We start from the raw sequence: 14512 nt of genomic DNA, 5'->3' as shown, positions 1-14512 counted from the left end.
GTAATAACTTTTTGTCTGAGGTCGTAAGTGTAGGGGGCTGGCCTTTTGGGTCTTCTGTAGATATCCTTGCCATTATACGTCCTAACTGTTCTGTTTTGTGCTATAGAACAAGGACTAAGCGGTGAAGTCAACACTGTACCACTGACCAATTGGGCATCCACATCAGGAGCCGTATGAGGCGAAAGTCTCAAGTACGGTTTTGAATGGGAGGGAATGGGGGCGACCCCATTCTCGACCCCTTCCGACTTTAGTTTGGGTTCGAGTCCCATCGTCCGCTTATTTTTGAGCAACGATTCGCCGTTGATGAGTAGAGACGATTAAGGTATTGGTATTTACCAGCCTCAACTCTCTACCAACATCAAAAACTGACTGATTAATCTAATTCGCTTTCGAGAATTGTAGAAATCGCTTTTTTAGTGCTATCCTGAAACTCTCGAACATTGACACGGCTTAATAAACTAATGGCGCAAATCATACCTACAGCCTGAGTTGCAAATACAGTCCCATAAGCCAAAACGGGAACCTCAAATATGAACCGACCTAAGTCTAGGAATGCTCCCCCCAATACGGTGGCTAAACCCCGCGCCATAGCCTGAGCCAGTCCCCAAGCGCCGATAAAAGTTCCAGCAGTTTCTGCGGCCGTCAGGTCTAGCATTAAACTAATAGCGCCAGCAGTTAAGATACCAGAAAACAAGCCAAAAAATAACAGTGAACCCTTGAGCATTTCGGGGTTAGTGGTAAATCCAGCCATAATAAACAATACTAAGGCGATCGCCACCCCCACACAACCTAAACGGACCGTATTTTTCTTACCAATTCGCGGGACAACTAAAAATCCGGTAGATGCAATTCCCACCAGAGTTCCGACCCCAAAAAAAGCATTTAATCGCGCGGTTTCAGAAATTGACATCCCAAACACTTCACCCCCATAAGGTTCTAGTACAGCATCCTGCATAAATAGGCTAATGCTCATAATTAACAGGAAAGTAAAAAACCAACCTGTTTGGCGGTTAGCGGTGAGGATATGTAAAGCACGACCTAGGGTAATTTGGTCTTCTCTGTCTGCTACAGTAGAGCGATCGCTATATCGAGAAAAGCGCTTTTCTACCCCCCAGGTCGCCACCATACACAGAAGAAATACCATCGTCGGAACCATTATAAATAGGGGGTTAATGGCTGCTTGTAGGGTGGATATATCAACCATACTCCCAGGGGTGGGTAGGTTAGCAGAAACCGGGTCAATCTCGCCAACTTCCTGCTGATTGAGAATTTTAGAACTAATAATAGCTCCGACTACAATTCCCACCATCAACATAGACCAGACAATGCTGATCAGTTTAGATCGGTCATCTTCATCAGATACATCAAATAACAAAGCAGCAAAGGGGGTAGAACTGGCGCTGAGAGCTAAACCATACAAAGCAAACACTACCGCTAATAATGCCGCCCAAACATAGCTTATCCCTGTCATACCATAATTTTGAATACTGGTTCCCAATTGCCATGTCACCTGCATAGCCAGGAAAGAAGTAGTGGTAAACAGAGCCGCACCTATCCACACATAAACGCTGCGATGTAGACCCCAGATCGGTTTTCCGTCAGAGAGTTGACCAAACCACACTCGGCTAGGAGAGACGAACTGGTGCATAGCGATCGCACCCGTCGCCATGAGAGCTGGAACCCTTAGTTCATCAATCATTACTCGATTAATGACTCCCAGGGTCAGCAAGGACATAATCCCCAGTCCCATTTGAAATAGACCCAATCGGAACATCGTCACCATACCCACTTTCGGTTTTGGTGGCTTATTTGTTGCTGTCGAGGGTGTTGACTCAGGTAAACTGTCGATTGCCATAGCACCTATAGGAAATTGATACCAAATTAACTCTTCATTCCTAGCCTAGCAAAATGTTGTGATTTAGACTGAATAGTTTTCTACCCTTACTTGGGGACTAACTAGATTCACCTAGGGGAGACTGTTCAGGAGTCTATGGGATATGATAAGACTATGATCAGACTGGAGAAACTGTCAAGAGTAAATTCTGTGAAATTATGAAATCCCCTATTATATCTCAATCAATTCAGATGAAAAATAAAAATATTCACTATTTAGAAGCAGGTCAGCCTGATGCTCCTTCGGTCTTATTATTACATGGGGCTAGTTTTCGCGCTAAAACCTGGGAAGAAATCGGCACCATCAAACAATTGACTAATCAAAATTATCGAGTGGTGGCTGTGGATCTTCCCGGCTATGGAACCTCGGCAACTATCTCTGATGAACCTGTACAATTTTTGGTGAAGTTAACTGACAATTTACAATTACATAACACGGTCATTGTTTCTCCTTCTATGAGTGGTCGATATAGTTTACCCTTTCTAATTCAACATCATGAGTCAGTACGAGGCTTTGTGGCTGTGGCTCCGGTGGGTATTTTAAAAATGGCTGAAAAACTTGAGGGTATTCAAATACCGACTTTGGCTATTTGGGGAAGTAATGACCAAATTGTGCCGCCTAGTCAGGCTGATATCTTAATTCAAACTATGCCGAATTGTCAAAAAGCGATCCTTAAAAATGCTGGTCATGCTTGTTATCTGAAAGCGCCGAATAAGTTTCATGAAAATTTAATTCAATTTCTGAAGTCTCTGAAATAGCTGTCCAATCTAGCTGTTCAATATCTGATGCTTGATACTTTTTGCCATCAATCATTATCCTTTGATTATATTGTTGTCACAACCTCTAATCCACCAGTTGTTAAAGTAAGATGGATGAAAAATCTAAAAAGGCGCTATTTATCCTGGGTGGACTAGATGAAGATGACCTGCGGTGGGTAGCTTACCAAGGTAGGTTACAGACTTTGGAACAAGGAGAAATACTGATTCATGAAGGAACACCTATCAACGCGCTTTATATTATTTTAAGCGGAACACTTAGGGTATATATTCATTCTAATAATAACCATGATCGTGACCTGGCTTATCTATCACAAGGGGAATTAGTAGGCGAAATTTCTTTTTTGGATAACCGCGCTCCTGTCGCTACTGTTGAAGCTGTGGAAACTACGGAATTGTTGGCAATTCCTCGCTATCAACTAACTAGCAAACTCCGCAGTAGTTCTAAATTCTCAGCTAGATTTTATCAGGGGATTTGTTGGTGTTTAGCTAACCGTATGCGCGGGACGGTTCGACAATTGGGTTATCAGTCTTCTGAACCTGAACAAGATATACTATTTGGTTGCGAATTTACCCAAAATATGCAAGATTTTATGATAGTAGCAGAGGCTAAACTAAACTGGTTAATTCACAAGATACACCAGATGCGTTGATGGCTCAATCTTCCCGGAAAATTGGTGGTAATTTGATACCTGTAGATGGTAGAATATCACCCCATCTACAGATTATCTGCTCATTTACCTAGTGCTACTAACACCAAAGGCGAAACTGTTAAAACTGGTCTTTCATTCCCCTGATTCTAGCAAAGGTCTGGATGTCATCTTTACCTTGAACGGCTAACTTTAATGCGGGTTCATCCCAACGTAGAAAGGGATTAGTTGCCTTTTCTACGCCTATTAATGAGGGGATAGTGGGTTGATTTTGACTGCGAGCTATGGTGACTTTTTCCAAGCGATCGCGTAAGCTGATATTATCACCATCTACTGTCAGCGCAAATTTCAGGTTGTTTAAGGTGTATTCATGAGCGCACCAGATCCGTGTATCATCGGGTAGCGATCGCAATTTAGACAGAGAACTAACCATCTGGCTAGGGGTTCCTTCAAATAAGCGACCACACCCCCCCGCAAATAAAGTATCACCGCAGAATAATTCCCCCCCTTCCTTATCGGTAGCCGGAAAATAGTACGCAATATGACCGCGAGTATGACCGGGAACAAAGAATACATCGGCTTTACGACCGCCAAATTCTACGCGATCGCCTTCTTTTAAAAATACTTCCTGTCCGGGAATGCGATCACGATCTTCTGCGCCTCCATATACTGTTAAATTGGGAAAATGCTTCCTCAATTCACGATTTCCTCCCACATGATCCGCGTGGTGATGGGTATTAAAAATCGCTATCAGTTCCGCACCGAGTTCCGACAATTTTGCTAGTACCGGGTCCGCTTCTGCTGGATCAACTACCGCCGCCTGATTCTGTTCGGGGTCATGCAGCAGAAATATGTAGTTATCTGATAAAGCTGGTAGTCTATAAACGTCCATTAATTTTGCTCTCACAACTCAGGGAACACTTTGATCTAAATATATTCTGACACTATTAAAACCCTTAGAACAACACCAACTATAATTAAGCTATCCTAATCGTTCCGCCAAAATAGTTTTGTTTTTTAAAAGTTTGTTAAGATTTAATACATTTTTATTGCTAATGGCTCTCAAATACTTGACGAGATAATGGGGGTTTTGCTATGATGAAAACAATCGCATCCAAGGGGTTTATGTGTCCATATCCCAAAAAAGAGGCTACAATCCCCATTCTATCGCCAAATAGAATATTTTCCGGCGAAAATTTAAAATTCACGATGCACGAGTTTTTGGGGAATTATAGACGGCCCCCAATCGACCTATTGACAAAATCGCCGTTATGTGCATTATCTAGCCATAATTACTCCTGGTCATCGTCAAAAATATTTAACTGTTGAATATTGGTAGTATTAGCAGGCGGCTTTTGGATACCCTTTCGCAAACCCATAGCAATTTTGCTGTGTTTTTCAATTTGTCGCATCACCTGTTTAGCGCGTTTAATCACCACATCAGGCAACCCCGCCAAGCGTCCCGCTTCGATACCGTAGGACTTATCAGCGCCGCCGGGTTGAACTTGATGCAAAAAGATAATTTTATCTGGCAATTCCTTGACAGTGACCTGATAATTGGCGACATTACCCAGAATAGAAGCCAATTCGTTTAACTCATGGTAATGAGTCGCAAAAATAGTCCTAGCCTTAATAGTAGTAGCGAGATATTCCGCCACCGACCAAGCTATAGATAACCCATCAAAAGTGGCAGTACCCCTACCAATTTCATCTAACAAAACCAATGATTTAGGAGTAGCATGGTTGAGAATATTAGCAGTTTCATTCATTTCTACCATAAAGGTAGATTGACCTGTAGCCAAGTCATCCACAGCGCCGACCCGTGTAAAAATGCGATCGCAAATACTCAGCCGAGCAGAAGTAGCCGGAACAAAACTGCCGATTTGTGCCATTAATTGAATCAAGCCAACCTGTCGAAGATAACAGCTTTTTCCACTAGCATTAGGGCCTGTTAAAATAATCAAATCTGGCGGCGAAGGAGGCGAAAGTTTCTGCTTCTGTAGTCCCCCTTCTTCGCTACCCAAGTGGGCGTTATTTGGCACAAAAAAGCCAGTTGGTAGAGATTTTTCCACCACAGGATGCCTACCTTCAAGAATTTTAAGTTCCCGTCCGCCGACTATTTCCGGGCGACAATAACCCTGATAAACAGCAATTTCAGCTAATCCACATAATACATCAATAGCGGCGATCGCCCGCGAAATCTCCCTAATTAAATCCGTGTGTTCTCCCACTTCCCCCCGCAAGCGAGCAAAGATTTCATATTCAAGCTGATTAAGGTCTTCCTTAGCCGTTAAAATTCGCGCCTCTCTTTCTTTCAACTCTGGGGTAATGTAACGCTCCTCATTGGTGAGAGTCTGTTTACGGATATAATCATCAGGAGCCTGATCAGACTTAGATCTAGTAATGCTAATATAGTAGCCAAAAGTCTTATTAAAACCTACTTTAAGCGTAGAAATTCCCGTGCGTTCCCGTTCCTGAATTTCCAAATTAGCAATCCATTGTTGGTCTTCAGCCGCCCCCGCCTGCATTTGATCCAATTGCGGATCAACGCCCGGCTTAATTAATCCCCCTTCCTTTAAATAAAGAGGCGGAGACTCCACTATATAACTATTAATTTTTTTTGCCAGTTCTTCTAACAAAGGTGGCACATTTTGTAAAGCCTTCAAATAGGGAGATTTGCCCCCTTTCGACAGTTGGGCGAGTTGTGGTAATTTCGATAAAGAATCAGCCAAACCGACCAAATCTTTAGCATTAGCACTACCATTAGCCGCCCTTCCTGTCAACCGTTCCAAGTCATAAATTTGCCGTAATAGTTGCTGAAGGTCTTGTCGTAATTCGACATTATTAATTAATTCTTCAATCGTATCATAACGGGAACATATCCCCTTAATACTCAGCAAAGGTTGCAGCAACCAACGGCGTAAAGCACGAGCCCCCATAGCCGTAGAAGTTTTATCTATTGCCCATAATAAAGACCCCTGCAAAGTGCCATCACGAATGGTTTTAGTAATTTCCAAATTACGGCGAGTTTGATAATCTAAAATCAGATAATCACTGAGAGTATAACTATGTAACTGTTGTAAAGGCACCACATTTTGTTTCTGGGTTTCCTCTAAATATTCCAATAATCCCCCTGCTGCTCTCACTCCTAGGGGCAAATTTTCACAACCAATACCTTCAAGCGATCGCAATTTAAACTCTTCTAAAATTCGCGACCTAGCTTCCCCCAAAGTAAAAGGGATTTGGGATCGCAAAGAATAGCAAAAGTCCGCAGGCAAACAATCAGGCAAACTCTCACTTTTCTGTCCTGGTCGTAACATTTTACCTAAATCAGGCGCATGAGTAGGGAACAATATTTCCGAAGGTTGTAACCGCATCAATTCCTGAGTCAAATGTTCCAAATTCTGAGATTGAGTAGCCAAAAACTCTCCCGTTGACACATCAGCATAAGCCAGACCCCAGTGGTCTCCAGCTATGACCACCGCCGCCAAAAAATTATTCTGGCGACCCCGCAGCATTTGGTCATCAGTCAAAGTTCCGGGAGTCAAAATGCGGGTAATTTCTCGCTTAACCTGTCGTCGTTCTTTAGCAGCGATCGCCGCATCTTCCACCTGATCACAAATCACCACCGGATAGCCCTTTTCCAGCAACATATTGCTATAGCGGTAAACGTGCTCAAAAGGCACGCCAGTCATGGGGACCCGACCAATTTCCTTTCCTGCCGATTTAGTAGTTTGAACCAACTCCAATTCCTGAGAAATTGTGATGGCATCCTGAAAAAAACACTCAAAGAAATCCCCCACCCGAAAAAACAGTAAAGCATGGGGATATTGGTCTTTAACCTCAATGTATCGCTGCATCATCTCCGACAGTTGAGAGCGATCCAATTGTCGGTAGTCCGCATTATTAGGTAAAGATTCCGAGCCACTAGGGGAAACAGTCATAAGCAATTTTAAGGAACTCTTAACACCGGAACTAGCAACACACAGATTATCATAGTACCTGCATCAAGGCGAAAGACACCCCAACCATAGCCCTAACCAGAGCAAAGGCTACCATCGGTGGTAAATATTACCATTGATCATGTTTACCGCCCCCAACTGCCCCCAAATGCCAGCCTAGAGCAACAAATTTTAACCTAACTCCCTGGCTAATCACTTTTAAGGGGACTTAAATAATACTACAATCAGATTAAACGCTCAAACAGTCAGGGGCTACCAATTCAATCAAAATCTTTTCGTCTCATAGGAGACTGCAAATGACTCAGCAATTTTTAAAACCATTCGTCAGCATTTCCCTCATTCTATCGGTAGGATTAGTTGTACAGAATACCTCACCGAGTCTGGCTCAGACAGCCAGACGAAATCAAAATCGCCCGCCAACTCACGTTAGTATGGCGTTTGAGCCACCCCCAGGTCAGGGGATGCCCACCCGTACCGCCGCCGGAGGCTCTCGAGGTAGTTGCCCAGATGTGCAACAGTTAAGCCAAACTCTCACCGCCCTAGTTCCTAATTTAATCCAACCCCAGGAAATCGGACCTGATATGAGAGGATTAACTGTACAGGCAAAACCAACCTTATTCTTCTACCTACCAGCATTAGTTGGCACTGAGGTAGCTTTTAGCCTCAAAGACGAAGATGGTTTTGATATTTATCAGACCAGCTTGCCAATTCCTCAAAAGCCTGGTATCGTCAGTATTAGAATCCCAGACGATGCCCCATCTCTCGAGGCGGGTAAAAACTATCGCTGGTCTTTCGGGATTGTCTGTGAAACCTCCAATGCTGGTAACATTCCAGAAGTGGTTTTTGTTTCCGGGGAAATCCAACGCATCCAACTGGATAACGATTTGAGTCAAAAATTGGCGATCGCCAAACCCTTGGAACAAGCAGCCATCTATGCTCAGTATGGAATTTGGTTTGAAAGTTTGGCAACCTTAGCAACTCTACGACAACAGCAACCTGAAGACTTCACCCTAGCTAGTCACTGGCGAGAACTGTTAAACTCAGTAGGGTTAGAAAATGTCGCTGATGAGCCATTTGTGGAGTGGAACTAAACCTAAATCCTGATGTAAAGGTTCGGGAAATTTGAGCCATGAAGTGTGAAGCTATGGTCAAGAAAAGGAGTTTTTTGCGACTTCCGACTTCACACTTCCGTTTTCGTGCTTTAAATTTTCGACAATTTTCTGGCTTGCTAATTCCGCCCATTGTCACAGCCCTGGTAATTGCCATTCAATGGGCTGGAGTCTTACAGTTATTTGGATGGGCGGCTTTTGATCAGTTTATGCGCTTGCGTCCCTTAGAACCAATGGATCCGCGCATTGTCGTGGTAACTGTAGATGAGCCAGATATTAGGAATGTGGGACAATGGCCGATTCCTGATGCCGTTTTAGCCGACTTAGTAACCATTATTGACCAACAGCAACCAGTAGCCATTGGTTTGGATATTTACCGAGATTTACCCGTACAACCCGGCCATCAACAGTTACTAGAAGTTTATCAAACTGTCCCTAATTTAATTGGCGTGGAAAAGGTGGTGAGTGATGGTAGTACGGCAACTATTGCGCCTCCCCCAGAATTAAAAGAGAAAGGTCGGGTCGGTTCGATTGATTTAGTCCTTGATGCTGATGGTCGCATTAGACGCGGTTTGTTATCGCTACAACCAGAAGACAATCAAACGGTTTTAAGTTTAGGCGCGAAACTAGCCCTAATGTATTTGTACCAACACGGCATTACCCCCACAGTTACAGACAACGGAAATGTTCAATTGGGAGAAGGGCTATTTATCCGCTTTTCTGGCAATGATGGGGGCTATGTTAGGGCTGATGCTGGCGGATATCAGGTATTGTTGAATTATCGTGGTCCCCAAGAGAATTTTCAGACCATTTCTATGACCGATGTACTTGAAGGACGATCAGACCCTGATCTGTTTAGCGATCGCATCGTCTTAATTGGCCCTATTGCCCACAGCCTGAATGACCTATTTTTTACCCCCTACAGCGGCACTCTCACTCGTCAAGGCGATCGCATGGCTGGAGTAGTCATTCATGCTAATCTTACCAGCCAAATTATCAGCGCCGCCCTTGACGGTCGCCCCCAATTTCAGGTCTGGTCTCATGGTATGGAGTTGTTTTGGATTCTGATTTGGTCTGGTATCGGTACCGCCCTAGGGTGGACTTACCGATTAGGTTGGGGGGCTTTACTTAGTTTAGTTGTTGGCGGCGGCAGTTTAACCCTAGAACTCCAAGTTGCTTTTCTTGAAGGCTGGTGGATACCCCTAGTACCACCAATTATCGCTTTTACTACTTCGGGAATTGCGATCGCCGGTTATATTGCTAATTGGGAACACCAAGAACGTCAGATGGTTATGACTCTCTTTGGTCGCCATGTTACCCCTCAAATTGCTGAGATGATTTGGCAAAGTCGAGATGAATTAATTGCGCGCGGTCAACTGACTGGGCAAAAAATGATTGCTACAGTCTTATTTGCTGACTTGAAAGGGTTTAGTACCATCGCCGAAACCATGGCCGCTGATGCTTTGATGTGTTGGTTGAATGAGTACATGAATGGCATGGCTGATATTGTTTTAGACCATAATGGCATTGTTGATAAGTTGATTGGGGATGCCGTTATGGCTGTGTTTGGGGTTCCTATTCCCCGCACTTCTTCAGAAGAAATTGCACAAGATGCGATCGCTGCCGTTTCCTGTGCCGTAGCCATGGGAGAAAAACTCAAATTATTAAACAGTCAATGGCAATTAGAAGGTAAGCCTACGGTTTCTATGCGCGTAGGAATTGCCACCGGAGAGGTAGTTACAGGGAGTTTAGGTAGTTCCCAAAGAATGGACTATACAACTCTCGGAGATAGTGTCAATATTGCCGCCCGCCTAGAAAGTTATGATAAGTCTTTTGGCGATGGAGTTTGCCGCATTTTAATTAATCAGCAAACCCATGAACAAGTCAGCTATCAATGTCTAACTGAATATATCGGTAGCATTCACCTCAAAGGTCGCACTCAACCTATTAATGTTTATCAAATTAACAATCCTTAGTCTGTATTAAATCTTTCCATCTATTCTGTCAACTGTCCTAGGTAGTTATGAATAGCCACAGCTTTTGATGAATCTCCTCGCCCCCAGATGTAATTCACGGCGGAGACAGCTCCGCACCCCCACCCACATTATCCCCCCCTCCCAGAGGGGGACAAGATAAGGAGTTTCATGATTCACCGCGACACCACATTAACTTTATCGCCATCTTTAAGATAACTTGCACCAGCGATCGCAATGCGATCGCCTACATTTAAACCCTGTATAATTTCTATACTCGCCTCCGATAAATCGCCTGTTAAACGGCCTTGAAGTCTTCCCACTTCCACAGTTCGCGCTTCCACCGTATCATCAGGTAATAGACGATAAACAATAGAACTACCGTCAGCCTGGGGAACGATGGCCCTAGCGGGAACCTTCATTCCTTGTACAGTAGTAGTAGTAATCGCCGCCCGCAGAAACATTCCCGGACGCAAGAAAGAATCACGAATAGCCCCCAAGGGAGGCAGGTCAATTTTCACAGTAGCTTGTCGGCTTTGAGGATCAATCAGAGGCGCAATTTCTCGCACCACCCCTCGCACCTGCAAATTTTGATCAGCATCAGAAGTCACAGTAACAGCAGCACCAATTCTCACCTGTGATAACTGAGTTTCTGGAACCTTCGCGTGTAGTTCTAACTGATTTTCCGCAATAATCGAAAACAGTTGTTGATTACCAGTAACATCCCCCACTCGCGCTGTCCGTTGGGCGACAATGCCACTCATAGGCGCACGGACTACAGTTTGTTCCCGTTGAGTTTCCAACTGGCGAACCCGCGCCTGGGCGCTACGCACCTCAGCCTCTGCACTACGGATATTAGACTCGGCGCTTTCCACGTTAGCCTGTGCACTGCCTATATTAGCCCTAGCGCTGCTAATGGTAGCCCTAGCGCTAGAAATATTAGCCTCTGCGACTCTCACCCCTTCTTCGGCCGTTTTTGCCGTGGTAATGCGGGTTTCTAGTTCCTGGCGACTCACCACCCCTTGGCTGCTTAAATCTTCATAGCGTTCTACTTCTCGGCGGGCTTGATCTAAATTAGCCTTGGCTTCCGCTAACCTAGCTTGATTTTGAGTCAGTAATGACTCAGCCTCCAATAGACTCGCTTGCGCTTGCGCGAGACCGGCTTGGGCTTGTCCGAGGTTAGCTTCCCGCTGACGGACGAGGGAATTGGCGGACTCTACCTGGGCGTTGGCTTGGTCAATTTGCGATCGCAAAACCGAATCATCCAACACCGCCATAACCTGTCCCTGTGTTACCATTTCCCCCTGATTTACTAAAACCTGTTGAATTTGCACTCCGCTGGCTTGGGGTAAAACTGGGAGTAGGTCGTAGGCTTCCACAGTCCCCGTTACATCAAGGGTGCGCGCCACAGTCGTCATTTCCACTGGCGCTACTGTCACCGTTTGGGTGGCGCTGGGACTAACTGCTGGCGCTACTTCTACCCCTGGGCTTTCCTCGGTTACGGGTTCGGAACTGTTGTTAGAGGAAAAGTGTAGAACTCCCAGAGTCGCCACAATTCCTATGGCTACCCCGATCACCATATTCCGCCAACCGCCCGCCTGGGGAGGTACAGCTTCCTCGGGTTCTTCCTCTAGGTCTTCAAATTTAACGCGATCGCCATTTAGTGACAATTCAGGGTATTGATCGTCATCAATATCTGGTAATGTATCTTTATGAACCACGAGTAATCCTCCCCCGGCACTCCTTAAATATATTGTAAAGAAAAGTTGCGTAAATTCCTCTTAAAATTCACAATTTCCAGGTGTCCCCGGGAACCGAGGAGCAAAATATCTGAGGGATACCGTCGAAAAAGCCTTATTTTTTAAGGGGTTTAGCTCCTTGAGAGTCTGTGGCGCGAGGTCTCCACTAGTAGTTCACATCTATTTACATAGATTAACTCAGCTTTACAAATTCTGATTTGTCCCCGCTACCAGTCTGGGGGCGATCGCTTTTGATAATTCTGTTTCGTAGATTAGGATATAGGCTGAGTGCTATAGTACATACCTCGTCAGTAGTTTATCTATAATCAAAACATAGCCAGGACGAGCCTATATGGTTTTTAATGCCACGGAATGTCTAATTGATGCCTTTGTTGAACTAATTCGGGAAGGTTACCGCCGCACCCACGGAGGTTATAAATCCAACTATGAGGAGATTATTGGCTGGGCTGGAAACATGGCTCTAGAAAACATTGCCAATAGTGATGCCCTTTATCACGATGTCGAACATACAATTATGGTCACATTAGTGGGACAGGAAATCCTGCGGGGAAAACATATCCGCGAGGGTGGCGTATCCTGTGAAGACTGGCTACACTACATCATCTCCCTAGTTTGTCACGATATTGGTTATGTCAAAGGCGTTTGTCGTCGCGATCGAGAAAATACCTTTGCTACCGGACGCGGAACCATGGTAGAACTACCAGACGGATGTACTGATGCTAGTCTCACCCCTTTCCATGTCGATCGCGCTAAATTATTTATTGAAGAACGCTTTGGCGGCCATAAACTGATTGATGCTGAAGTCATTAAGCATAATATCGAACTGACCCGGTTTCCAGTCCCCAAAGAATCCGATCATCAGAATACCATGAACTATCCCGGTTTGGTTCGGGCGGCTGATCTCATTGGTCAACTCTCAGATCCTCGTTACCTGAAAAAAATCAGTGCTTTATTTTACGAATTTGAGGAAACTGGCTTTAATAAAAGAGTTGGCTACAAAAGCCCAGAAGACCTACGCAAGAACTATCCTAAATTCTACTGGAATGGTGTTTATCCTTATGTCAAAGATGCCTTAAATTACTTGTCTCTTACCCAACAAGGTAAACAAATTGTTGCCAACCTTTACTCTAATGTGTTTATGGTTGAACATGATCAGGTGTCTCAGGGTACAGTAGAAGTCTAATTACTGGGGTTGACCATCTAATTTGCCTCCGTACAATCTGAAAGTCTATAGTTAAAAATCAAGCCCTAATGAATTCCATATTTTCACCTATACAGCAGTTCTTAATCTCTTGGATATTAATTCTGATTGCTGGAGGTCTTACCCTAAAAACTATTAATTATGTAGGGGAGTTGGTTACTATTTTAATAGTCGCTGCATTAGTTGCATTTATTCTCAATGCACCTGTGGCTAAGTTAAAACGATTTATCCCTAGGGGAGTCGCGGCAGCACGGGTTTATTTGGTGGCGGCGACCGTCGTTGTCCTTGTGGGTTTAACCCTGCTTCCTCCTGTGTTAAATCAGACTAGACAATTTATTACCAAATTACCCGAATTGGCTGAGTCTGCACAGCAGCAGTTAGCCCTATTTCAATCCTGGATTTATGAACATAATTTACCCTTTGATGTGGGGATTTTACAGCAACAACTACTCAATCAAATACAAGGACAAGCACAGGCGATCACCAGCAAAAGTCTGGGGTTAGTTTTGGGAAATTTTAACTGGTTGATTGACCTAATTTTAATTTTATTTCTCTCCTTTTATATGCTGCTTGATGGCGATAGATTATGGTCTACTTTAACTATAATTATTTCGCCAAAAATCCGGTTAGTCTTAACTGAATCATTGCCGAGAAATCTCCAGATTTTTTTATCTGGACAGTTAATCTTAGGGCTATTTATAGCCTTCACTTTGGCTCCAATGTTCTTTTTTTAGGGGTTCCATATTTCCTATTATTTGCCGTTTTTATTGGTTTCATGGAGATGATCCCCTTTATTGGAGCGACTTGAGGAATTGGCACCGTCGCTATTATTGTCGCCTTTCTGGACTGGTGGTTAGCCTGGCAATTGTTAATAATTGCCGTAGCTGTTCAACAGGTAAAAGATAATATAATTGCTCCGAGAATTATGGGAAATCTCACAGGATTAAGTCCTAGTTGAAACCCTAAAACCCTTATTATACCGTCACTCTAGTGCACTCAAAGCCGATCGCACATTTAGGAGTTAGTGTAAAATGAGTGCAAGTACAAACAGTACACATAGTGGTACATATCAAGGCTTTCAGGATATTCTTGAGTTTTTCAATCTGTCCCGTAAGCAATGCCCCAAAGGTGCCAGGATTAAGCGTAACCGGGGGACAATTCAGCTAGACATCACTACTGACCCGGAG

Annotated in this window: 11 protein-coding genes and 1 pseudogene; 7 read left to right on the top strand and 5 right to left on the bottom strand. The window is 44.1% G+C overall.

From position 1 onward, the window contains the following. Positions 1 to 269 (bottom strand): annotated as a pseudogene (locus tag P5674_RS19305) (hypothetical protein); the annotation flags it as partial. 104 nt (positions 270 to 373) lie between these two features. Next, entirely contained in the window at positions 374 to 1855 is a 1482-nt protein-coding gene (locus P5674_RS19300) for a BCD family MFS transporter (protein WP_014275494.1), read from the bottom strand. A gap of 197 nt (positions 1856 to 2052) precedes the next feature. Between P5674_RS19300 and P5674_RS19295 the strand changes: the two genes are divergently transcribed. Next, on the top strand, positions 2053 to 2652 hold the full coding sequence (locus P5674_RS19295; RefSeq protein WP_006617982.1) for an alpha/beta fold hydrolase: 600 nt from the start codon (positions 2053 to 2055) through the stop codon (positions 2650 to 2652). Positions 2653 to 2762: 110 nt separating this feature from the next. Next, on the top strand, positions 2763 to 3323 hold the full coding sequence (locus P5674_RS19290; protein WP_006617983.1) for a cyclic nucleotide-binding domain-containing protein: 561 nt from the start codon (positions 2763 to 2765) through the stop codon (positions 3321 to 3323). Positions 3324 to 3441: 118 nt separating this feature from the next. On the opposite strand, the gene gloB is transcribed toward P5674_RS19290, so the two are convergent. Beyond that, a complete protein-coding gene (gene gloB / locus P5674_RS19285) occupies positions 3442 to 4212 on the bottom strand; it encodes a hydroxyacylglutathione hydrolase (RefSeq protein WP_006617984.1) in 771 nt (256 codons plus the stop codon). A 400-nt stretch (positions 4213 to 4612) separates the two neighbouring features. After that, positions 4613 to 7264, bottom strand: coding sequence for a DNA mismatch repair protein MutS (gene mutS / locus P5674_RS19280; protein ID WP_006617985.1), 2652 nt, complete (start codon positions 7262 to 7264; stop codon positions 4613 to 4615). A gap of 314 nt (positions 7265 to 7578) precedes the next feature. Here mutS and P5674_RS19275 point away from each other — a divergent pair, with 314 nt between their 5' ends. Both P5674_RS19275 and P5674_RS19270 read left to right on the top strand, forming a co-directional pair. Further along, positions 7579 to 8373 carry a DUF928 domain-containing protein gene (locus P5674_RS19275; protein ID WP_006617986.1) on the top strand — a complete coding sequence of 265 codons (795 nt, stop codon included), beginning with the start codon at positions 7579 to 7581 and terminating at the stop codon, positions 8371 to 8373. A gap of 38 nt (positions 8374 to 8411) precedes the next feature. After that, the gene (locus tag P5674_RS19270; RefSeq protein ID WP_006617987.1) at positions 8412 to 10367 is read left to right on the top strand and encodes a CHASE2 domain-containing protein; all 1956 of its coding nucleotides are present in this window, start codon (positions 8412 to 8414) and stop codon (positions 10365 to 10367) included. 173 nt (positions 10368 to 10540) lie between these two features. Here P5674_RS19270 and P5674_RS19265 read toward each other — a convergent pair whose 3' ends face one another. After that, positions 10541 to 12085, bottom strand: a complete 1545-nt coding sequence (locus P5674_RS19265) for an efflux RND transporter periplasmic adaptor subunit (protein WP_006617988.1) — start codon at positions 12083 to 12085, stop codon at positions 10541 to 10543. A gap of 370 nt (positions 12086 to 12455) precedes the next feature. Here P5674_RS19265 and P5674_RS19260 point away from each other — a divergent pair, with 370 nt between their 5' ends. The 3 genes from P5674_RS19260 to P5674_RS26645 all read left to right on the top strand — a co-directional run bounded on the left by P5674_RS19260 (position 12456) and on the right by P5674_RS26645 (position 14283). Further along, a complete protein-coding gene (locus P5674_RS19260) occupies positions 12456 to 13307 on the top strand; it encodes an Npun_R2479 family HD domain-containing metalloprotein (protein WP_006617989.1) in 852 nt (283 codons plus the stop codon). 68 nt (positions 13308 to 13375) lie between these two features. Next, on the top strand, positions 13376 to 14059 hold the full coding sequence (locus P5674_RS19255) for an AI-2E family transporter (protein ID WP_006617990.1): 684 nt from the start codon (positions 13376 to 13378) through the stop codon (positions 14057 to 14059). Positions 14060 to 14190: 131 nt separating this feature from the next. Next, positions 14191 to 14283 carry a hypothetical protein gene (locus P5674_RS26645; protein WP_350308536.1) on the top strand — a complete coding sequence of 31 codons (93 nt, stop codon included), beginning with the start codon at positions 14191 to 14193 and terminating at the stop codon, positions 14281 to 14283. Positions 14284 to 14512: the final 229 nt, after the last annotated feature.

It is taken from the genome of Limnospira sp. PMC 289.06, from assembly GCF_032350395.1.
Taxonomy (GTDB): domain Bacteria; phylum Cyanobacteriota; class Cyanobacteriia; order Cyanobacteriales; family Microcoleaceae; genus Limnospira; species Limnospira platensis.
Note: the sequence above shows the minus strand (reverse complement) of the source record. Positions and strands in the feature narration are given on the sequence as shown.